The sequence below is a fragment of the Nostocoides australiense Ben110 genome (assembly GCF_001050535.1).
In the GTDB taxonomy this organism is placed as follows: Bacteria; Actinomycetota; Actinomycetes; order Actinomycetales; family Dermatophilaceae; genus Nostocoides_A; species Nostocoides_A australiense.
This window is the reverse complement of record NZ_HG764815.1, coordinates 225,068-244,956: the sequence shown is the minus strand read 5'-3', so window position 1 is coordinate 244,956 and position 19,889 is coordinate 225,068. Positions and strand designations below refer to the sequence as shown.

The 19,889-nt window shown below is 66.6% G+C and carries 21 protein-coding genes and 1 pseudogene; 4 read left to right on the top strand and 18 right to left on the bottom strand.

The genetic code is table 11. The features are described 5' to 3' along the window. The 4 genes from BN11_RS01145 to BN11_RS01130 all read right to left on the bottom strand — a co-directional run. A partial coding sequence (locus tag BN11_RS01145) for an alcohol dehydrogenase catalytic domain-containing protein (protein ID WP_048693370.1) occupies positions 1-636 on the bottom strand: 636 nt, incomplete at its 3' end. After that, the gene (locus BN11_RS01140; protein ID WP_048693365.1) at positions 633-1,073 is read right to left on the bottom strand and encodes an acyl-CoA thioesterase; all 441 of its coding nucleotides are present in this window, start codon (positions 1,071-1,073) and stop codon (positions 633-635) included. The genes BN11_RS01145 and BN11_RS01140, both read right to left, overlap by 4 nt. Positions 1,074-1,174: 101 nt before the next feature. Next, complete coding sequence (locus BN11_RS01135; protein WP_048693362.1) at positions 1,175-2,953, bottom strand: alpha-amylase family glycosyl hydrolase; 1,779 nt, start codon at positions 2,951-2,953, stop codon at positions 1,175-1,177. Between the two features lie 137 nt (positions 2,954-3,090). After that, a complete protein-coding gene (locus BN11_RS01130) occupies positions 3,091-3,399 on the bottom strand; it encodes a hypothetical protein (RefSeq protein WP_053083959.1) in 309 nt (102 codons plus the stop codon). Positions 3,400-3,656: 257 nt separating this feature from the next. Between BN11_RS01130 and BN11_RS01125 the strand changes: the two genes are divergently transcribed. Next, positions 3,657-4,472: a GntR family transcriptional regulator gene (locus BN11_RS01125; RefSeq protein ID WP_235435316.1), complete on the top strand. Its 816-nt coding sequence runs from the start codon at positions 3,657-3,659 to the stop codon at positions 4,470-4,472. A 39-nt stretch (positions 4,473-4,511) separates the two neighbouring features. Here the strand turns inward: BN11_RS01125 and BN11_RS01120 are convergent, their stop codons facing one another. Both BN11_RS01120 and BN11_RS01115 read right to left on the bottom strand, forming a co-directional pair. Then, the gene (locus BN11_RS01120; RefSeq protein ID WP_048693354.1) at positions 4,512-5,471 is read right to left on the bottom strand and encodes a D-hexose-6-phosphate mutarotase; all 960 of its coding nucleotides are present in this window, start codon (positions 5,469-5,471) and stop codon (positions 4,512-4,514) included. Between the two features lie 38 nt (positions 5,472-5,509). Continuing rightward, a complete protein-coding gene (locus BN11_RS01115; protein WP_053083958.1) occupies positions 5,510-5,734 on the bottom strand; it encodes a pyridoxamine 5'-phosphate oxidase family protein in 225 nt (74 codons plus the stop codon). Between the two features lie 174 nt (positions 5,735-5,908). On the opposite strand from BN11_RS01115, the gene BN11_RS01110 reads away from it, so the two are divergent. Then, the gene (locus tag BN11_RS01110; RefSeq protein WP_201329190.1) at positions 5,909-6,583 is read left to right on the top strand and encodes a response regulator; all 675 of its coding nucleotides are present in this window, start codon (positions 5,909-5,911) and stop codon (positions 6,581-6,583) included. A gap of 193 nt (positions 6,584-6,776) precedes the next feature. On the opposite strand, the gene BN11_RS01105 is transcribed toward BN11_RS01110, so the two are convergent. The 10 genes from BN11_RS01105 to BN11_RS21165 form a co-directional block, all read right to left on the bottom strand. After that, the gene (locus BN11_RS01105) at positions 6,777-7,631 is read right to left on the bottom strand and encodes an energy-coupling factor ABC transporter ATP-binding protein (RefSeq protein ID WP_048693351.1); all 855 of its coding nucleotides are present in this window, start codon (positions 7,629-7,631) and stop codon (positions 6,777-6,779) included. Then, positions 7,628-8,383 (bottom strand): cobalt ECF transporter T component CbiQ, encoded by a 756-nt coding sequence (cbiQ, locus tag BN11_RS01100; RefSeq protein ID WP_048693347.1) that lies wholly within the window; start codon positions 8,381-8,383, stop codon positions 7,628-7,630. The genes BN11_RS01105 and cbiQ overlap by 4 nt, the downstream gene beginning before the upstream one ends. Next, positions 8,380-8,709: an energy-coupling factor ABC transporter substrate-binding protein gene (locus tag BN11_RS25545; protein WP_048693343.1), complete on the bottom strand. Its 330-nt coding sequence runs from the start codon at positions 8,707-8,709 to the stop codon at positions 8,380-8,382. Before BN11_RS25545 ends, cbiQ begins: the two co-directional genes overlap by 4 nt. Beyond that, positions 8,706-9,410 (bottom strand): energy-coupling factor ABC transporter permease, encoded by a 705-nt coding sequence (locus tag BN11_RS01090; RefSeq protein WP_048693340.1) that lies wholly within the window; start codon positions 9,408-9,410, stop codon positions 8,706-8,708. The genes BN11_RS25545 and BN11_RS01090 overlap by 4 nt, the downstream gene beginning before the upstream one ends. A gap of 143 nt (positions 9,411-9,553) precedes the next feature. Next, the gene (locus BN11_RS01085) at positions 9,554-11,263 is read right to left on the bottom strand and encodes a tubulin-like doman-containing protein (RefSeq protein ID WP_048693336.1); all 1,710 of its coding nucleotides are present in this window, start codon (positions 11,261-11,263) and stop codon (positions 9,554-9,556) included. 25 nt (positions 11,264-11,288) lie between these two features. Continuing rightward, complete coding sequence (locus BN11_RS01080; RefSeq protein WP_048693332.1) at positions 11,289-11,597, bottom strand: hypothetical protein; 309 nt, start codon at positions 11,595-11,597, stop codon at positions 11,289-11,291. Then, positions 11,594-13,108, bottom strand: a complete 1,515-nt coding sequence (locus BN11_RS01075; protein ID WP_048693329.1) for an FtsZ/tubulin family protein — start codon at positions 13,106-13,108, stop codon at positions 11,594-11,596. Before BN11_RS01075 ends, BN11_RS01080 begins: the two co-directional genes overlap by 4 nt. Continuing rightward, positions 13,105-14,151, bottom strand: coding sequence for an AAA family ATPase (locus tag BN11_RS01070; protein ID WP_235435581.1), 1,047 nt, complete (start codon positions 14,149-14,151; stop codon positions 13,105-13,107). The genes BN11_RS01075 and BN11_RS01070 overlap by 4 nt, the downstream gene beginning before the upstream one ends. A 201-nt stretch (positions 14,152-14,352) precedes the next feature. Further along, positions 14,353-15,390: an aliphatic amidase gene (locus tag BN11_RS01065; protein ID WP_048693321.1), complete on the bottom strand. Its 1,038-nt coding sequence runs from the start codon at positions 15,388-15,390 to the stop codon at positions 14,353-14,355. Positions 15,391-15,677: 287 nt separating this feature from the next. Then, on the bottom strand, positions 15,678-16,067 hold the full coding sequence (locus tag BN11_RS21165) for a MarR family winged helix-turn-helix transcriptional regulator (RefSeq protein ID WP_053083957.1): 390 nt from the start codon (positions 16,065-16,067) through the stop codon (positions 15,678-15,680). Positions 16,068-16,177: 110 nt separating this feature from the next. Here BN11_RS21165 and BN11_RS01055 point away from each other — a divergent pair, with 110 nt between their 5' ends. Next, positions 16,178-17,251 (top strand): substrate-binding domain-containing protein, encoded by a 1,074-nt coding sequence (locus tag BN11_RS01055; RefSeq protein ID WP_048693318.1) that lies wholly within the window; start codon positions 16,178-16,180, stop codon positions 17,249-17,251. A gap of 12 nt (positions 17,252-17,263) precedes the next feature. Next, positions 17,264-17,959, top strand: a complete 696-nt coding sequence (locus BN11_RS01050) for an MOSC domain-containing protein (protein WP_048693315.1) — start codon at positions 17,264-17,266, stop codon at positions 17,957-17,959. Positions 17,960-18,168: 209 nt separating this feature from the next. On the opposite strand, the pseudogene BN11_RS01045 reads toward BN11_RS01050, so the two are convergent. Together BN11_RS01045 and BN11_RS01040 are read right to left on the bottom strand one after the other, a co-directional pair. Beyond that, a pseudogene (locus BN11_RS01045) lies at positions 18,169-18,486 on the bottom strand (integrase core domain-containing protein); the annotation flags it as partial. Between the two features lie 16 nt (positions 18,487-18,502). Further along, positions 18,503-19,579 (bottom strand): IS110 family RNA-guided transposase, encoded by a 1,077-nt coding sequence (locus BN11_RS01040; RefSeq protein WP_048693303.1) that lies wholly within the window; start codon positions 19,577-19,579, stop codon positions 18,503-18,505. Positions 19,580-19,889: the final 310 nt, after the last annotated feature.

Here is a 19,889-nt window from a genome sequence, read left to right as displayed (position 1 = left end):
GGTCAGCAGGGCCGCCATGCCGACGCCGCCCAGGCCGACCACGGCCACCCGCTCACCCGGGCGGGGCCGGCCCGCGTTGAGAAGGGCGCCGCCGCCGGTGAGGACCGCGCAGCCGAGAAGGGCCGCCACGGTCGGCGGCACGTCGGGCTCGACCACCACGAGCGAGCGGGCGTCGAGCATCGCGTGCGTGGCGAATGCCGAGACCCCGAGATGATGGTTGACCGGGGCACCGTCAAGGCTCAGTCGCCTTCCGCCCGTGAGCATTTCGCCCGCACCGTTGCGGGCCGAGCCGGGCACGCAGGGCCGGATGCCGTCGGTGGCGCAGCCGGCACAGTCACCGCAGCGGGGCAGGAAGGTCATCACGACCCGGTCGCCGGGCGCGATGCCCTCGACCGCCCGCCCGACCTCCAGCGCGATCCCGCTGCCCTCGTGGCCGAGCAGCATCGGGACGGGCCGCACGCGGTTGCCGTCGACGACCGACAGGTCGGAGTGACACAGGCCGGCGGCGTCGACCTCGACGAGCACTTCCGTCGGCCCCGGCGGCGCAAGATCGAGGTCGGTGATCACGAGAGGGCGAGTCACGGCATACGGTCCGGGCTTGCCGATCTCGGTGAGGACAGCACCGCGGATTCTCATCGAATCGCCTCGTATGCCACGCGCTCGCCCGCCGGCATGGGCGTGGGCTTGCGGGTGGCCCGGTCGACGTAGACATGGACCCAACGGCCCACGGCCGCAACGGGATCGGCGTCTGTTGCGCTGGCGGAATACAGTGCCAGGCGCAGCGTGACGGAGGAGGAGCCGAGGCGCTCGACGCCGATGCCGGCGACCAGATCGTCCGGATAGCCGAGCTCGCTCACATAGCGACAAGAGGACTCGGCGACGACGGGGAAGGCCGCATCCTTCATGGGATCGGCTCCGGTCTGCTGCGCGAGCCAGGCGTTGATCGCGCTGTCCCACATGGCGTAATAGACGGCGTTGTTGAGATGGCCGAACATGTCGTTGTCGGTCCAGCGGGTCTGGACCGGCCAGCGCACCGGGAAGTCCCTGACGAGCGGGGTCGGAACGGTCGTCACAGGTGGATCATTCCACTCGGGTGGGGTGATGGAGGCGAATCCCGGCTACGGCCGCGATTGGATATCGCCACTCCGGCGACGCCGCCGGTCCGGGGAACGCTTCAGTCCTGCGAGAGGACCAGCGCGGCATACGGCCCGATGGTCAGTGACACCCGCTGGGGGCAGCCGTCGGCCCACTCGGGCACCGTGTCGACATCGGCGGCGTGCACGGACCCGAAACCCTCGCCGAACATCGGGGCGTCGGTGTTGACGCGCACGCGCCAGCGGCCGGACCGCGGCATACCCACCCCGTAGTCGTGCAGTGGGTGGGTGGAGAGGTTGACCACGACAACGGTGTCGTCGCGAGGGCCGCCGTGCCGCCACCGGTGGAAGGCGAGGACCTTCGCGTGCTGATCGAGGCGCAGCACCCGGGTGTTCGTCCCCGTCAAACCCGCCGTGACGCCGAACCTGTTGCGGCGCAGGTGGATCAACTCGCGCACGAGGTGGAGGAAACCGCTGTGTAGGTGGGCCTTGTCCCAATCGAGCACGACAGTGTCGTCGAACCAGCGGTCCTCGAGGAAGTCCTGCCCCTGGAAGAGCATGGGGATCCCCGGCGACGTGAGAGTGAGGGCCAGTCCGAGCGCCGCGCGCTTGCGGGCGTGCCAGGAGTCCGCGGCCCCGGGATCGATGGACTCCGGCACCCGGGACTTCCCGTTGGCCACCTCGTCGTGGCTCTCCGTGAAGATGACCCGCTCGTATGCCGCGCCGAGCCCGAAGCCGGTGACCGCTGCGGCTACGGCCTCGAGGTCGCGGTCCTCGTCGCGCGGGCACTCCAGTGCCCTTCGCACAGGGTGGACGAATCCGGCGTCCCACTGACTGTGAAACCCCAGGCCACCGTCAGCACTCGGGCGGGTGACGATCCCATCGCGTTGCATGTCCTCGGCGATGAGGAGTTTCCACGGCTGCCGGGAGCGCAGGTCCGCCGTCATCGCCGCGAGGAAGGCATGCCCGGGGGCCAGCTGATCCTGGGGTGCGAAGACATTGCCCAACCGCGAGCGGATGAAGTTGGTGCCGTCGAATCGCAGCCCGTCGACCTGGAAGGTCTCTAGCCACTGCACGGCGCTGTCGCGCAGGAAGTTGCGGACTTCCTTCTTGCTGAAGTTGGGTCGCGTTGCGCCCCAGGGCGTATGGGCGCGCCGGTCGTTGTAGAAGTAGATCCCCCCGTAGCGCCTGCTGCCGCCGCCGTCGAAACGCCACAGGTCGAGATTCGTCGGCCCGAGATGGTTGTGGACGACGTCGAGGATGACGGCGATGCCGCGCGCGTGAGCCTCCCGCACGAAACGGGCGAAGGCGTGCGGGCCGCCGTAGCTGCTCTCGATGGCGAAGAGGTGAGAGGGGTTGTAGCCCCAGCTGATCGGCGTGCCGAATTCGAAGGGCGGCATCACTTCGATGGCACTGACGCCGAGCCAGGCGAGATGGTCGAGCCGTCCGATCGCCTGCTCGAATGTCCCTCGGCCACTGGCGTTTCCGGCGAAGGTGGGGATGTGCGCCTCGTAGACGACGAGGTCGTCCCAGGCGGGTGCGTCGAAGTGGTGGCCGTCGAAGCCCAGCGTGGCCGGGTCGACGACGACGCCATTGCCGCGGGAGTGGGTGACCTGCCTGGCGCAGGGGTCGATGCGCCATACATAGGGGCCGCCGCGGCGGATGAGGAACCGGTATTCGCTGCCGGGCCCGGCGTGTGGGACGAAGACCGACCACGTGCCGGCGCGGGCGTGATCCCGCGCCAGCGGCACTTTGCCCGTGAGCTGCCAGTCGCAGAAGTCGCCGATGACAGCGACGTGGCGAGCATTCGGTGCCCAAACCCGGAAGGTCACGCCGCCGTCGTGGGGCACGGCGCCCATTCCAGGGTGCCCCGACGCTCGAGCTCTCGCGTGCGTGGAGCCCCGCAGCGAGGACGGACCGGACCGGGCAGGCACAAGGTCTCACCCTACGTCGCCGCGCGCCGAGCAGCCGTATGCCGCGGCGTCACCCGCCGTCGTCAGCCGAGGCCGACGTCGCGACGCAGCGTGCGGCGCCACTCCTCGGCACCGGCGAACTCGTTGAAGGTGACGACGTGGATGCCGGTGACGAGCGGTGCGGCGGCGGCGAGGCCCTTGAGGAGGCGGGTGGGGTCGTAGGCGCCGGGCAGGAAGAAGCGCCACAGGCCGTGTTGCTTCTGCAGGAACCGGCCGACGAGCCCAGACCGAGTGAGGCGCTGATCCGAATGAGTTTCTGGCGGTTGACCGGGCCGGGCATGCCGGCGATCACCTGCAGGGCCACGCCGTCGCGCGCGATGTGCTGGGCCCACCCGGTCGTGACGACGGGGTCGAAGCACATCCGCGTGACGACGCGATGGGCATAGGCGGCCTTGTCGTTCAACGCCTTCTGGGCGACCGCGTCCGTGAAGTTCGGGTGACCTTCGGGCTAGCCGCCGACGCCGACCTCGCCCCGTTGGGGCCGACGAGCCCCATGACCTGGCCGGGCGCGACGTCGACGGAGACGTCCTCGAGCACGCGGACGCCACCGAACGCCAGCGTGACGTCCCGGAGGCGTAGTGGAGCAGCCATGCTCGCCCTTCCTGCTCTGCTGGTTGTCAGCGAGAGTGTTGACAATATTGTCGACAGCTTCAGAGACAGCAAGACCTGTATCGACTTCGTTGCATGGACCTCCCCAGGAAGGTGTGGTGCCGGTGGCCGCGCGGTCGACGACGTGAACTCCGCCGGCGGCGGCGCCACCTCGGGCGCCGAGGGGCGGCGGATCGCCTATGCGGCGATGCGCCAGGCGATCGCTGCCGGCGATCTGATGCCCGCGCAGCGCCTGGTCGAGCAGGACCTCGCCGACGCCTATGGCGTCACGCGCAGCAGCATCCGCGCCGCCCTGTTGCGCTTGTCGTCAGAAGGCCTCGTCGAGCGGGTGCCCAATCGCGGATCGCGGGTGCGCGTCGTCACGGTCGAGGAGGCCGTCGACATCACCGAGGTGCCTATGCAGTTGGAGGGCCTGCTCGCGGCGAAAGCCGCCGGGCGGGTCACCCCGGAGACTGCGGCCGAGCTCCGATCGATCGGCACCGCGATGGAGGCCGCTGTCGCAGCCGGCGACGCACCTGCCTACTCCCGCTTGAATATTCGCCTGCACCAGGCGATCCGTGACCTCGGTCACCAGCCGGTCGCGGCCGAGCTGCTCGATCGGCTCAACGGTCAGTTGGTGCGCCAGCGTTTCCGCCTCTCCCAGCGCGAGGGACGGCCGCGCACCTCGCTCGGCGAACACCTGGAGATCATCGACGCCGTCGCCTCCGGCGACCCCGACCGGGCCGCCGCCGCCATGCACACCCACTTGCGCAGCGTCCTCGCCGCCCTGGAGACCACGCACCGCGGCCACCTCTAGCTCCGCGCTGCAGCGAAGCGAGGACACTTCGTGGGGCGACTACCTAAGCTGCTCCGTCGGCAACAACGTGAGGGTCTGCGTCAGCGTCGAGAAGCCGAACGGCACGTCGCCGCCGCCTGAACCGGCCGGGGGGATGACGAGGGCATCGACCCCGATGGCAGCGGCCTCTATGCAGACGAAGCCGCGCCAGTCGGAGATGTCGGCGATGCCGGGGCCTTTGTCGCGCCCCGGGTTCCAGACCACGGTCTGTGCCGGACGCGGGCCGGCGTCCGAGCTGCCCAGTTGACCGCCGACCCGAAGGCTGTGGGTGCCATCGCACAGCACGACGGGTTCCTTGGTCTCGTAGATCCGGTCGACCTCGTCACCGAACGGGACCGGCTGGTCGGTCACGTCCTCGCGCCGGGCAACCTTGTCGTAGAAGCGCACCCCGTCCAGGCCCTCGATCACGGCGTCCTCGACATCGGCGACGGCCAGATAGGTGTGCAGAGCCGCCTCGCAGGACACGGGCTCGTCGGTGTAGTTGACGAGCGTGAGCCGGATGATCAAGGCGTCAGCGCCGATCTCCACCTGCACATGCGCCCGCACGCCCGAGGGCCAGTCACCCGTGTTGCGCAGGCTCGGGTCGAGGTCCTGCTCACCGAGATCGAACTGGAGGTCCATCGTGTCGTCGGGCTCGTCGGTCGTGCCCCATCCCGCGAGCTCCCACGTGGCCAGGCGGGCAAGCCCGTGGGAGGGTTTGCGTTCTCCCCCAGGGCCGTTCGCGAACCAGGGAAAGATCACCGGGATGCCGCCACGGATGGCCTTGCCCACGGCATACTCGGCCGTTTCCGAGGTCCAGAGCCGCTCGCGACCGTGGCCGACCCAGCTCGTCACCTGCCCGCCGTGGGTGTGGACGGTGAACTCCCCCATCGGCGTCGCCGCGACATACCGCTCGCGCGGCCCACCCTGATCGATCAGCTGCGCCCACTCGGGCAGCTGGAACTCCTCGGCATCGCTCATACCGTCCATCCTGCCCGGTGCCGGTGCCGGTCGCGCCTTTAGGCGATCATCCCGTAGACCCGCTCGACCCGGATCCGCAGCACGAGCCGCTGGTCCGCGACCATCGCCGCGCGGTATTCGTCCCAGTCGTCGTGCTCTCCCGCCTGCGCACGATAGAGCTCGACGAGCGCGTCGGCCGCGGCGTCGTCGGGCGCCCGCGCGACGTCGCCCACCTCCGCGATGCCTTCGGCGACGACATACTGCCAGGGCGTGTCGCCGAGCACCGCTGATGGCGACGGCCGATGAATGGAACTCCCTGTTCGCTCTCGAGGACTACTTCGAGATCGAGAATCGGTTCGTTCGTGGATCGGGCCTGGCCGCGACGTCCCAGTAGCGTGAATCAGCCGGCGAGAGTCGCCTGCGATATCTCACTCCGGAGAGGAGCACCGTCGTGCTTCGTGTCCTCATCGGCCAGGACGACTTCATGGTTCGTTCAGTGCATGCTGACTTCGTCAACGAGGTCGAAGGCTTCGAGGTCGCTGGCACCGCGGCCAATTGGGACCGAAGCTCTGACGCTGGTCGAGGACCTGGCGCCGGATCTGCTGCTGCTCGACGTGCACCTGCCGGACATGACGGGTGTGGACGTGCTCTTCGAACTGCGCAGCCGACACAACCCGGTCGACGTCATCATGGTGACCGCTGAGCGCGACGTGGCCTTCGTGCAGCGGGCGCTGCGCGGAGGTGCCTCGCATTATCTGATCAAACCGTTCGAGATCAGTGACTTGAGTGCGCGGCTGCGGGACTTCGCGCGGTCGGTGGAGAGCATCGGTCACGGGGCACTTAGCCAGGAAAGCGTGGATGCCGCCTTTCGTCGGCAGGCACCCACGCGTGCGACACCGCGAAGCACCTTGCCTCCCAAGGGATTGAGTCGGGAAAGTCTTGATCTCGTGATCGGGGCACTGCGGTCGGGCGAGGAGATGTCAGCAGCAGAGTGCGCCGAACGCGTCGGGATGGCGCGGGTGAGCGTTCGACGCTATCTGGAGCACTTGGTCTCGACAGGCCAGGCCACGGTCCGGCCGATGTATGGCAGTGGCCGCCCTGTGCACCTGTTTCGCTGGGTGGGTCCTGGCTGACGCCCGCGTCCGCCGGGATCGTGCTCCCCGTTCGGCCTACTGAGTCATTGACCGCAAGGGGCGCGAGGAGTTGACGCTCCTCATACGACCGTGCCGCTGCAACGGATCGGTGAGCAGGTCGACCTCCGCCCCAGCGCGACGGACCCCCCGGCCGCCCCGTCGCTAGATGCACGCAGCATGTCGTCCCGTCTCCTCAATGCGTCGCGGCAGCGGGAAACCCCGCCAGGGCACCCACCAGAGCAACCACGTCATCGAGTGTGCGGGGAGGGGTTCGTTCGACATGGTCCCGAGGGATTCCGAACTTGAGGGCGAGCTGGATGTTCCGCGGCGGGTGCAGACGCGAGCGCTGAAGGAGGGCTGCGTCGCCGAGCATGACCCCGGGCGGGCCGCAATGCACGATTCCATGCTCGACGATTGCGACTCGGTCAGCCCAGGCCAACGCCAAGTCGACGTCATGGGTGGACAGCACAACCGTCGTCCCATGGGCTTCGAGGCTCGTAAGGGCCAACAGCATTTCCTCCACCCCCGCAGGATCGAGGCCCGCCGTTGGCTCGTCGAGCAACAGCAAGCAGGGTCGCATGGCAAGTGCCCCCGCGATGGCAACCCGCTTGCGCTGGCCGTAGGACAGTGCGTGGATCGGCCGGTCGGCGAGCGCGCCCAGACCCAGCACGTCCAGGGCTTCGTCGACGCGGGCGATGACCTCGCCGCGCGACAACCCCAGGTTCGTCGGACCGAAACTGACGTCCCTGCGCACGTCGGCGGAAAAGAGCTGATCGTCGGGGTCCTGCATCACCAGCTGCACGCGCTGGCGATGCTCGGTCAGGCCGGCGCGCGAGTGGCGCAGTTTGTGCTCGCCGACACGGACCTGCCCGGCCTGGGGTCGGTGGGCACCCGAGAGCACCTTGAGCAGTGTCGTCTTGCCCGATCCGTTAGCCCCGAGCAGCGCCGTTCGGCATCCTCCGGGTATATGGAGGTGGACGTCTGACAGGACGGTCGCGTTGCCGTAGCCTGCGATGAGGCCGCTCGCCTCGAGCGCTTGATGGCTCATGAGGCGCTCCACAGACTGACCACAGCGAGCAGCGCCAGGCCGATAGCGCCAGCCATGAGCACCCGCCCAGATACCCTCGGGGAGTCCGTCACGGTGGAAAGCTCGTCGACATATCCGCGCCCGGCGAGGCCCTCCTCGAGGCGCTGCGCGTTGGCCAAGGACCGCACCAGCACCGCTGCCGTCAGGTATGCCGCCGACTCCACCGAGTGCCGCCAGGAGGAGTAACCCAGCCGCGCGGCCTGGCTCTCGCGGACCTGTCGCGTGGTGCTCACAAGCGTGAACAGCAACCGGTAGGTCAGGGCGGCGATGTCGACACAGGCGGCGGGCAGCCGTACGCGGCGCAGGCTCTCGAGCAGGTCGACCATCGGCGTCGTGGCGGCCAGCACGAAGACGGCGAGGGCGCCCGCGAGACCGTGGGCGAGGAGGGCAGCACCTGCAGCGATTCCGCTGCGCGACAGTCCGATCACCGGGTGTCCGTGCCACGACAGGGATATGCTCACAGACAGCACCCCGGAGATCAGGAACGCCAGCGGCCACCTGATGATGCGGGCCAGGAGGCCAGGGGCCAGTCGGGCGGGGCCGAGCAGGATCACCGTCGCCACCGCGCCGACCGCCGGCGCACCTGGCCAGGTGGGGAGCAGCAGCGCGGCCAGGACCAGTCCGATGCTCAGGAAGCCCTTCTCCAGGACCGAGCGATGCCGCCACGGGCTGTCCCAGGCGGCCTCGTCCAGGGCGAGGGACGAGGCGCTCACGGCTGTGGCTCGATCGACTCGGATAAGACCGCCGGGCCGGACGGGCGCTGTCGGCGGGCACCCGCGCGCAGAGAACCAACGGCATACCCGAGGATCAAGCCACCGACTAGGGCCTGAGCGGCGAACAGCCCAGACTCGATGTCGGGGCTCGCTGGCTTGAACACCGAGTGAGCCCACGGGCGGTAGCCACTCGACTCGATTGCGCTCCTGGCCACCGAGTCGGTCCCGGTGAATGTCCCTGGGCCCGTCCGACTCCCCACGAGATACATCCCGCCCAACACGGCAATGATCACGAGGACAATCAGCCAAGTGGTCGCCCGCCTCATCGGACCGCACCCAGCCGGGAGGCTCGCTCGTGGCTGGGGATTGACAGGTGCGCCAGTCCCAGCTGCGGATAGCTCCGCGCAATCTCGGGCAACACGCGCGTCATGACCACCCCGAGGAGGCCCTCCACCACGGCCAAGGGGATCTGAGTCACCGCGAAAATCGCCAGGAACTTCGTTGTCGCTCCAGCAACTCCGGTCTGCGGGTCAGGAAAAGCCAGACCGAGCTGCAGCGAGGTCGTCACGTACGTTGCCAGATCGGCCATGAAGAAGGCCAGAAAAGCACCCACGGCGAGTGGCGCCCGGACTCGTCGGCACACAAGCCACACCGCATACGCACACCAGGGCCCGACGACCCCCATGGAGAAGGCATTCGCGCCCAAGGTCGTGAGTCCCCCGTGCGACAACAGCAACGCCTGAAAGAGCAGGACGACGGACGACAAGAACGCCATGACCGGCGGGCGAAACACCACCGCGCCAAGTCCGGTACCCGTCGGATGGCTCGATGATCCTGTCACGGACGGCAACTTGATAGCCGAGAGGGCGAACGTGAACGCCCCAGCAGCGCTGAGTAGCAGTCGGTTCTCCGGCTGTTGACGCACAAGCCGAGTGACTCGAGCAGCCCCGTGCACGACGAAGGGAGTCGCCAACGCCGTCCAGGCCACCGCATGCCACGGCGGCAAGAAACCTTCTGAAATGTGCATTTCTGGTAGTCCTTTCACGCGCCGACCAGCCATCAGGGGGCCGTGGAGATCGGCGGGTGCGAGAGGCTGTCCACATCCCGCACCCGCCGAAGTCGTCGACTAGCGCCTGCATTGCTCGAAACAGCGCCGCCGACGCAGCCGGGTCAGGGAGTGGGCACCACGGTGGAAATCGGGCCAGCCATCACGGCCTTCGTGTAGTCCACGGCCGCGGCCGGGTTTCCGGTGCCACGCAGAGCCTCCATGGAGATGCCGGTGTTCCATGGCGTTCCGCCATCGACGCACTTGCCCGCCATGCCGTCAAATTCTGCCGACGGCTGCGAAACCGACACGCCCAGTTCGAGGAGCCACGAGGACATCACGGCCCGGGCTTCCTCGGACGCCGCGTCGTACTGCTGTCTGGCGTCCTGATAGGCGGTCAGATCGACCTTGGCCACGCCGGGGATCACGACGTTGACGTAGAGCGTCAGCTCGTCGAAGAACTCGTGGCGGGTCGTGTAGAGAGCACCGTCCTCGCCAGGGAGGAGGTACGTCCTAAGGGTCTCCTCGAGCTTCAGCTGCAGGGTGTCGTTCCACTTCGCCCGCGCCGAATAGACATGGGCTTCGACGAACTCGGTCTTGAAGCCCTCCCGAACACCCATCCATTTCGGCAGGTAGCCGATCCAGTCACTGATCGCGCCGCGCCATTTGCTCATCGGCTCCCCGGGCAGGACCTCCACGCCGGGGTGCATGAGCTTCGCGACGTTGAAGATCGTGAAGTTGTGGGCACCGAAGCTGACCCGCTCGTGCGGTGCGCCCGTGAACCCGGAGGGTCGCATCATGCGGAAGAACTCGCGGCCGTGGTCGTGCACGACGAACCGAGCGAAGGAGTCGTCGACGAACTTGTTCGTCACGTGCAGGGCCTGACGGTGACGGACCTCAGGCAGCACACCCTTCTTGATCGTCGTGTAACGGAACAGGCGCTCCCAGGATTGCTCCTGCGGAAGCAGGAGCACACCTCCCGTAAAGGGATTGCGGTAAAGGTCGCCCCACTGCCGGATCACGCCGGCGTTCTTGCCCTCGTCGATCATGCAATCGAGTTCGTCCAGAGTGGCCGCGACAGACGCGCCGCGCTGGTACTCGGGGTCGCCGCTGCACGGGAGGAGACCGACGCCGACGACAGGCACCCTCCGGCCGAGCGCGTCACTCGACAAGTGCCGAGCGATATCGACGACCATGCCGCTTCCTGTCCCGCCGCCCACACCGAATGGAACGAGCACGATAGACGGCAGCTTCGTCCTGTTGATGCTGTCCGCGAACTCGCGCAGCGCGTGGTACATCGGCCGGTCACCGGCGAAGTAGGCGTGAAGGTAGATCGCCTTCGCGACCGCACGGTCGGCGTGCTCGTCCTCTGCCGGCAGTTCGAGCTGCGCCTGGTAGTGCTTCTCAACAGTGGGGACGCGAGCGTCGGGTGCAAGCCACGACGCGAAGTCGTAGTCCTCGCCGGCCCACGAGAAGCGCGGAAACTCGCGGGCCATGTGATCGGGCACCCGGGCCATCGACTCAGCCAGCTCAGCGCTGTCAGGTACCTGCAGGCTGAGAGTGCGGATCTGTGCTCGATCTCTCGGGATGCCGCGCTCATCGAGCCTCTCGTAGAACGCATCGGCATACTGCCGGAGCTGGCGCATATCGCCTTCGCCGATGTCGACGGCCAGGCAGGTGAGCCGCGCGCGCGGGTCCTCAAGGAGATCCTCGATCTCACCGGTGCGCAAGAATGCGTCGATCATCTGGGCTCCGGTCTTGCCGAGCCCCAACAGGTTGATGCAGTGCGGGGCCTGCTTCCCGGTGGCGCTGTGGTACATCGAAAGCTGCGTCATATCCTTGTCCTCATTTCTCAGGTGGCTACTGGAGGTAACCGAGGTCTTTGAGCACCGTGGCGGCCACCGTTGGCCTCTCGTCGGCGACGAGGGTGCGGTACTTGTCGATGAATCGGTTGGCTTCATCCGAGATCTGCCCCTCGGCGACGAGCTGTATGCCGCGCTCGAGGTTTCGGCGCTGCAGCGAGTCCTGCCACAGCCGATGAGTGACGTAGATGCGCTCACCGTCGGCGCCGCTGACCGAGATCTTGGCACCGCCGGGGAGTGAGTCGATCTCGGCGCCGTCGCGGTAGCGATCCAGCACGTGGTCCCAGTCGATGTGCGTAGTGATCATGAGACGGCCACCGGGTCCTCGCCGCGGATGGCGGCATAGGGGACAACGACCCAACAGGCGCATCCGAGTAGGCATTCGCCACCAACGCCTTCGAAGCGTGTCGACGGCTCGCACAGCAAGACCCCGACATCGAGGAGCCAGGCGTGCCGGAGGAGCTTGTCCTCCCAGCCCAGGCCGTCGTATGCCGAGCGGGCAGGGCCGAACAGAGCCAGGTCCCGCTTCGAGAGTTGCGGGATGATCGTCGTCACGGCCGAGCCTGCGGCGCTGTCGAAGGACAGGACGTTCGGACCGACCCTGGGAGCCACATCACGTTGGAGGGTGTCGGCCGTGGCCTTGAGCGCCTCGGCCTCGACCCCGAAGCCACGCACCTCGGCATACGGAACCTGGGCCTCGGGCACGATCTCTCGCGTCGGGAGCGGGTCGTCCGCCTCGAGTCCGACACTCAAGAGGGTGATCCACCGGTCCGTGTGATCGCCGCGGGTGGCCGGGTGCCACGCGTCGGCCGGGACGTTCATCCAGTTGAGGGCCTTGATGGTCTCGTAGACATGCAGGCCTCCGTCCCGCAGGACGAAATCGGCGATACCCCGGTCGATGATCTGGTGGGTCTCCTCGAGGTTGCCGCCGGTCTTGTCGTAGACCCCGCACTGCGGCACGGCGAAGAAGCCGGCCGTGAACGCGTTGCGATAGAGGTCGCCCCAGACGGTGACAACGCCGGCGTTCTTCTCGCCATCTATGAGGCAGTCGAGCTCGTTGATCGCGATGAAGGTGCGACCGTCGCTCAGCTCGTCGGGATCGCCGTCGCACGGCAGGACGCCGATGCCCAGGACCAGCTGGCGGCGGCCGAGTCGGATATTGGACAGGTGCCGAGCAAGTTCGGGGACGATACCGCTCCCGGTGCCGCCAGCGATCGAAAAGACGATGACGACAAGTGGCGTCTGCTCACTCTGCACGACCTCGTTGGCGAAGTCGTCCAACGCCTCCGCGGTGACTCCGCCGGTGTAGTAGTCCACGCCATACAGGCCCTTGGACACCGCGCGGTGGAAGTGGTCGCCCGGGCTGGGCATTTCCATGTCGTTCGGCAGCCACGGCTCGTAGTTGGGGTTCCAGTAGTAGCGCGGGAACTCGGCTTTGAGGAACTCGCGGTAGCGGCGCAGCCCGGCGAAGAAGTCGACGCTGCTCAGGACGGGGAGTTCAGTAGTTCGGACAGTGGCCTTGTCGGTGCCGGCCGCTTCCAGCTTCCTCAGTTCCTCATCACCGATGTCGATCGCCAAGGCGTGCAGTGGGATTCCGTTGGGGTCTTCCTGGTGCGCCCGCACCATCGCCTCGACAATGTTCGTTCCCGCCTTGCCGATCCCGAGGACATGCAAGGAGAAGGGGCCTTCGTGGGGACCAACCCGGTGCACCCCGTCGGTGACCAGGGCCTGAAGACGTGCCGCATCCGTAGCGAAGCCAGCGGATTCGCTGTCGCAGGCGCCGTGGTCGTGGTCGTGGCTGTGGCTGTTCGAAGTCATGACGACTCTTCTTCCTTTCGGTTTTCTGGACCGGCGCCGGGAGTTCCTGGCGCCGTAGTGGTGTTGCGCGGCAAGGGGTGGGTGCTCTCCTCGGCCGCGATGACGTGCCGCTGTCCGCGTCGATCGGGTGCCGATAGCGAGAGCCGGACGGTTGACTGGCACTGTGGGATGTCGAGCCGCCGGAGCCGCTGCGTGATGACATGGCGCGCCACGATCGGCCAGACGGTGTGTCGCACTTCGCGACGGATGGAACGTCCTCCGTACGACGCGTCGAAACCCATTTGGGCGACATGTCGGACGACCTCCGGACCGAGCAGGATGTCGACGCCTTTAGTCTGCGCGCGCCCGACCACCAAATCGAGTTCTGCCTGCGCGATTCGCAGGGCGACGTCCTGGCTGAGTTCGGAAAACACCGTGACCTCGTCGACCCGGTTGAGGAACTCGGGATCGAAGTACTTCTCCAGGGCGTCTTGAGTGATTTCGTGGATCCGCCCCTCGAGCCGCTGCCGAAGCCATTGACGGGCAGACTCGGGAAGGTGCGAGGAGGCGTTCTCCACGTGCCGACGAGCCCATCGGCGCGGCCTGGACTGCTGCAGATCGCGGATCTCGCGACTGCCGAGATTGCTCGTCAGGAAGACGATGCAGTTGCGGAAGTTGAAGCGCTGTTCCCCATTGGCCAAGTGCAGGACACCGTGGTCAAGGACGTGCAGGAGTGCCCGCACTACCGTTTGGTGCGCCTTTTCGACCTCGTCGAACAGGACGATGCCCGGCTTGCCCAGCTCACCTTCCACCTGGTCTCGACGGAAGACGCTGTGGCCTTCCTTGCTGCCTGCGTATCCGGGGGGCGCTCCGGCGAAGGAGGCCGCATAGTGCTCCTGCGCGAGGGCGGACATGTCCACCCGGCAGAAGTCATCTGGTCCGCTGCGCAGGGTTGCCGCGAGTTGGCGGACGATCTCTGTCTTGCCGGTTCCAGTCGGGCCGACGAAGAGATGACTGGCCAGCGGGCGCTCGCGATCCGCGAGGCCTGCCTGGATGACCTGCATGGTGCGATAGACCGAGTCGACGGCCAGGGGCTGACCAAAGATTCGGGACTCGAGTTGGGCCCTGATCCGCTCCGCATTCACTCGACCGGCAGCGGCGAGCGCGAATCCCTCCTGGTCGGGCGCTTCCAGCCCGGCCGCCTGGTCCACTTCACCTTGGGCCACGCGTTGGTCGCGCAGCCGGTCATTGATGAAAGGCACGCGTCACGCATGCTTCGTTTGCTCAACGGGCAAGTCGTAAACGCCGCATTCGGCCACGCCGATGGTGTCGCGGGTGAATGACTCGACCTGGTCCCGGGCCGCTTCGGCGTCGGTCACCCACAGCTTGTAGAAGTCGAATGGGCACTGGGAGATGCCCTTCGACCCGTCGCCGGAGTTATAGACGCCGGTGTACCCCCGGTGGAGCAGCTTGAAGAGATGGTTCTGTGACTGGTCGTGCCGGCGGGCGTCACGGATGGCCGAGACAGACAATTGCGCGTATTGGATGCCGTATTCCTCCTCTCCGGTCTCGCCGAGGGTGCGACCGTCGAAGCCGATGATCGAGCTGTGGCCGAAGTAGGAATAGACGCCGTCGAAGCCGGCCGCATTGGCGACCGCCACGTAGCAGTTGTTGGCCCAGGCCATGGCCTTGGCCATGAGGACCTGCTGCTCCTTGGCGGGATACATGTAGCCCTGGCAGCGCACGATGAGCTCGGCACCCTTCATGGCGCAGTCACGCCAGATCTCGGGATAGTTGCCGTCGTCACAGATGATGAGCGAGACCTTCAGGCCCTTCGGCCCCTCGGCCACGAAGGTCGTCTCGCCGGGGTACCAGCCCTCGATGGGAGCCCATGGGATGACCTTCCGATACTTCTGGACGATTTCCCCGTGGTCGTTGATCAGGATGAGCGTGTTGTAGGGCGACTTCTTCGGGTGCTCCTCGTGCCGCTCACCCGTGATCGAGAAGACCCCCCAGGTCCGCGCGTCGCGACAGGCCTGCGAGAAGATCTCCGTCTCCTCGCCAGGGACCGTCGCGGCGGTCTCGAACATCTCTGCGCTGTCATACATGATCCCCTGGGTGGAGTACTCGGGGAACACGACGAGGTCCATGCCGGGGAGGCCGACCTTCATGCCGCGAACCATGTCCGCGATCTTGTGAGCGTTCTCGAGCACCTCGGCCTTCGTGTGAAGGCGGGGCATCTTGTAGTTGACGACTGCCACGCCCACGGTGTCGGGGCTGGAGGAGATGTCTCCGTGACGCATCGGCTGCTCCTGTCCGTTCTGGATTTATTACCAATTTGGAAATATTGGTTTTCGGTAAGGTACGGATGTCGATGCACGGCTGTCAAGGGGTTGGGGTGGACGAATTCCCAGGCTCCTCGAGGGGTCGCAGTACGCCGGTTGTCGACGTCGTGGGCTATCTCGCGGGGCGCATGCCGGCAGCGCCGACTGGCGCCAGCACAAGGCTCAGGTGAGCCTCAGAATCACAAAAGTGTTTGGGAGAGTGCGATTTTCGTAAGAAGGCGAGCGCGTGCCGTCAGCTTTCGGAATCAGGCCAGGGCCTTGGAGTCGCGCACCCGGTCCTCGATCTCGGCGAGCACATCGCGAAAGAGGTCGAGCCCTCGGTCGGTGATCATGACGAGGACGCGCCGACGGTCCGCCTCGTCAGCGCGACGATAAGCGTGTCCGGCCGACACGAGGCGATCCACGCTTCGGGTGGTTGCCGGGGGGTTCGCCCCGATCTCGCGACCGAGCTCTCCGACCGTGAGGCCCGACGAAGTAGCCAGGACACGCAGCGCGCGGAAAACGTCGATGCCGATATGGAAGTGCGAAAGGACCGGATGCAGCGTGCGCACGAGGAGTTCGTCGGCTGCGATCACCGCCTCCCCCAGGCCGTCGTGCCGCGCACCGGCCGCCCGGATCGAGGCCTCCTTGGCCACCACACACCTCCATAGAACTGAGAGCGGGGGTTCCCCCCCGCACCGTCATAGTCTAAATTACCGGATCAGAACATTACCGTATCCCAAGAGTTTATGCAGGAAGGACCGGGGTGGTCCCTGTCGCGAAGCGCTCCCTCGCCGAGACTTTTCCGGTTGCACTGGTATACCCACAGGCCGGCCCTGCGGGCATGTTTGGCACCTCCTGCGCGGCTTCAGCGGCCGTGGCGGCTCGGATGATCAACCGTCGAGGCGGTCTGATGGGCCGCGAAATCGAGTTGATAGATGTGGACGCCTCGGTCGGCGCCCTGCCGGTCGCGAACCACGTGGGAGGACTGGTGCGCGCCGGTGCGGTCGAGGCCGTCGTCGGTTGGCAAACCTCGGATGTGAGGCGGGCGCTGGCCACGCGTATCGAGCGGCGCGTGCCATATATCTACACGGCTCTATATGAAGGGGGCGAGCACACGGACGGTGTCTTCCTCACCGGCGAGACACCTGGAGTTCAATTGCGGCCAGCCATGGAGTGGATGCGGGACAACATCGGGATTCGCCGGTGGACCATCGTCGGCAATCGCTACGTGTGGCCGCTGGACAGCGCCATGAAGTGCCGCGGTTATGCGCGGGACCTGGGCGTGCAGATCGTGCAGCAGCACTTCCGTTATGTCGGCACCACCGACTTCGGGGACGTCATCCGGGCCCTGGAAAGCGGCTACTGCGACGGAGTGATCGTGTTGCTGCTCGGTGAGGACGCCGTGCATTTCAACAGGGCATTCGCCGAAGCCGGCCTCCAGAACGCCATGGTGCGCATGTCGCCGCTGATGGACGAGAACATGCTCCTTGGGTCCGGGCCGGACGCGACGCGAGGACTCTTTGCGACCGCTGGCTACTTCGAGTCACTCAACACCGAGGGGGCCAGGTCCTTCATGCGCGATTATGTCGACGCCCATGGTCCGCGAGCCTGCCTCCCCACGACGATGGGCGAGTCGTGCGTGGAAGGCTTGCTCCTCCTCGAAGCGCTCGTCACGAGTGCCCGGAGCAGTGACGTCGCCGCGATGCTAGCCAATGATGCCCCGCTGGTGTTCGACGGGCCGCGCGGGACGAGACGGGTCGAGCAGGCACACGCCCAGCAACCCATCTATCTCGCCGAGGCACGAAACTGCGACTTTGTCGTCATCGACACCTTGTGAGCCTCACCTACCATGGCTGACCTCCTGATCACGGTCGCGTCACTGCGCAGGTTCCCGGTGAAGTCGATGGGTGGAGAGGATCTTGAGTGGGTCGAACTGGACGCTCACGGCCTCCATGGGGACCGACGCTACGCCGTGCGTGATCACGACGGCCGTCTCGCCTCCGGAAAGAACACCCGCCGGTTCCGACGACGCGACGCGATCTTCGAGTATTCCGCGAGCACCACGATGGACGGCGTCTTGGTGACGGGAGCGCGGGGAGGCAGGTGGGACGTTGGGGACGCGGCTCTCGCTGCGGAGTTGTCCGCGGCCATGAACACGTCTGTCGAAGTCACCGCTTCGACAGCCGAGTCGTTTCAGGATCGGGGCAGCGTTTCATTGATCAGCGATGCGAGCCTGCGATGGTGTGCCCAAAGATGGGGCGATGCGGATCCACGGCGACTGCGGAGCAACCTTATCCTCGCGGGTGGCGAGGCGTTCTCGGAGGAGCGCTGGCTAGGTCACGAGCTGAGGATCGGGGAAGCACGCCTGCGTGTTGTCGAGCGGATACCCCGCTGTCGCATGATCGACGTCGCGCAAGACGGATTCGTCCCCGACGTGCCGTGGCTCATTGAACTCACCCGGATTCGGCAGATGTATCTCGGTGTGTACGCGGAGGTCTTGGTTCCCGGGATCCTGCGGAAAGGGGACCGGCTGACGGTTTGTTAGGGTCCCGATGCCCTATGCCCGAGCTTTCGGTCGCGGACGACGCCCTACTGGAACCCGTATATGCCAGCTCTTCGAACTTAACCGGGCAGGCGGGTTCGGCGTGGTGACGCGTGTGCGCCCGTGACCTGCGGTGATCATGGCTGTTGAGTCAGTTCATGGTCACGAAGGTGAGGTCTGAACCGCCCTGGGTTTCCCGGAGGGTGTGTTGGTTACGCGACCTCCGGGGTTGGGGTCACGGTTGTAGCTTGCCGGTAGGTGGTTTCGAACTCAAGGGGTGGCATGTCCCCTATTGAGGAATGGAGCCTCGCGGTGTTGTACCAGTGGACCCATCGGGCGACTTGCCATTCGACCGCGCGGGGGTCGCTCCAGGCCGGGCCGCCGTCGTCGATGGCCTCGGTCTTGAATAGTCCTATGGTGCTTTCGCACAGGGCGTTGTCGAGCGCATCGCCGACGGTGCCGATGGAGCCGGCCATGCCGTGTTCGAGCAGTTCGGTGGTGTAAGCCAGCGACGTGTATTGACTCCCAGCGACGCCCTTCTGTTTGTCAAGCGGTGGTGGCGCGTTGGTGGATTGCTCGGTGCTGGTTGCGCAGGAGGTAGTAGGTCTCGCGGGCGATGTACCGCTTGAGCAGACGCAGGATCTCGGGGTTGGAGTGGCCTTCGGCCTTCTTGCGGGCGACGTACTCCTTCGTGGCGGGGTCGATTCTCCAGCGGCTGACCGCGATCATGTGTAGGGCAGAGTTCGCGGCCCGGTCCCCGCCGCGGTTGAGGCGGTGGCGGGTGGTCTTGCCCGAGGAAGCCGGCAGCGGTGCTGTCCCGCAGAGCATCGCGAAGGACCCTTCGGAGGCGAGCCGGTCGGGGTTGTCCCCAGCGGTGATCAGCAGTTGGGTGGCGGACTCGTACCCAACGCCAGGGCGAGCGAGCAGGTCGGGGGCGAGCTCATCGACCAAGGCGTGCATCGCGATCTCGAGGTCGGCGATCTCGTCGTGGAGTTCCAGGTAGCGCCGCGCCAGCGACTTCAACGACATCTTGGTCGCGGTGACGGGGTCGCGGTAGCCGGTGGCGTCGGGTCGCCACGACGCGATGGTACGGATGAGTTGCATCCTGGTCATGTTGCGCAGTTGGTCGCGTAGTTCTTCGGGGGCAGAGATGATCAGCGCGTGGATCATCTGCAGCGCGACCCGGCGGGCCTTTACCGCGGTGGAACGGGCAATCTTCAACGCCCGCAACGATTCCACCATCCCATCGTGCGCCCTCGGGGTGACCGTGCGGCGACGTGCGTAGGCGGCGTGGGCGGCTTGTTCAGCGTCGATGGTGTCGTCCTTGCCGCGTTTGCGGCGGTCGGCCTTGTCGCCAGCCGTGACTTCGAGGACCTCGATCCCGGCTTGGTCGAGGTGGCGCATAACCCCGGCCCCGTAGGAGCCGGTGCACTCGATGCCGACCCGGGCGATGTCGCCGTGGGTGCGCATCCACCGCAGCATTGCCCGGTACCCGGCGCGGGTGGTGGAGAATGCCTCGGTCGCGATGACCCGGTCGTGGGCATCGACGACCGCGGCTACGTGCAGGTCCTTGTGGGTGTCGACGCCGCCGATCACGATCGGCGACGTGGCTGTGTCCGTCATGGCGTGTTGGTCCTTCCTGCTCGATGACAACAACGGGTTGTTGCCCTCGGCCGAACCAGACACCTGGACACGACAGTAATGAGACGGGAACCGTCAGGCCCTTCTTCAGTCACATGGATCCGGCGAGACCGCGGGCCTCGCCGGAGGTGTTCCCGAGCAACCGACAAGTCCGGGGAATGACACCTTGCGGGGTCGATCGGAGTGTGGGTCAGGATGCTGCGAGAACACCTCCGACACCACGGTAACCCCCAGGGTCGATCGGCGTGTGAGTCACGAAGCCCGGGAACACCTTGGCCCTCACAGTCTTACT

What these genes read in the sequence shown, in the direction of transcription:
- BN11_RS01135 (WP_048693362.1), bottom strand. Translation starts at nt 2,953, where the DNA reads ATGGGCGCCGTGCCCCACGACGGCGGCGTGACCTTCCGGGTTTGGGCA.
- BN11_RS01125 (WP_235435316.1), top strand. Translation starts at nt 3,657, where the DNA reads ATGCTCGCCCTTCCTGCTCTGCTGGTTGTCAGCGAGAGTGTTGACAAT.
- BN11_RS01120 (WP_048693354.1), bottom strand. Translation starts at nt 5,471, where the DNA reads ATGAGCGATGCCGAGGAGTTCCAGCTGCCCGAGTGGGCGCAGCTGATC.
- BN11_RS01105 (WP_048693351.1), bottom strand. Translation starts at nt 7,631, where the DNA reads ATGAGCCATCAAGCGCTCGAGGCGAGCGGCCTCATCGCAGGCTACGGC.
- BN11_RS25545 (WP_048693343.1), bottom strand. Translation starts at nt 8,709, where the DNA reads ATGAGGCGGGCGACCACTTGGCTGATTGTCCTCGTGATCATTGCCGTG.
- BN11_RS01090 (WP_048693340.1), bottom strand. Translation starts at nt 9,410, where the DNA reads ATGCACATTTCAGAAGGTTTCTTGCCGCCGTGGCATGCGGTGGCCTGG.
- BN11_RS01085 (WP_048693336.1), bottom strand. Translation starts at nt 11,263, where the DNA reads ATGACGCAGCTTTCGATGTACCACAGCGCCACCGGGAAGCAGGCCCCG.
- BN11_RS01080 (WP_048693332.1), bottom strand. Translation starts at nt 11,597, where the DNA reads ATGATCACTACGCACATCGACTGGGACCACGTGCTGGATCGCTACCGC.
- BN11_RS01075 (WP_048693329.1), bottom strand. Translation starts at nt 13,108, where the DNA reads ATGACTTCGAACAGCCACAGCCACGACCACGACCACGGCGCCTGCGAC.
- BN11_RS01070 (WP_235435581.1), bottom strand. Translation starts at nt 14,151, where the DNA reads ATGCAGGTCATCCAGGCAGGCCTCGCGGATCGCGAGCGCCCGCTGGCC.
- BN11_RS01065 (WP_048693321.1), bottom strand. Translation starts at nt 15,390, where the DNA reads ATGCGTCACGGAGACATCTCCTCCAGCCCCGACACCGTGGGCGTGGCA.
- BN11_RS01050 (WP_048693315.1), top strand. Translation starts at nt 17,264, where the DNA reads ATGGCTGACCTCCTGATCACGGTCGCGTCACTGCGCAGGTTCCCGGTG.
- BN11_RS01040 (WP_048693303.1), bottom strand. Translation starts at nt 19,579, where the DNA reads ATGACGGACACAGCCACGTCGCCGATCGTGATCGGCGGCGTCGACACC.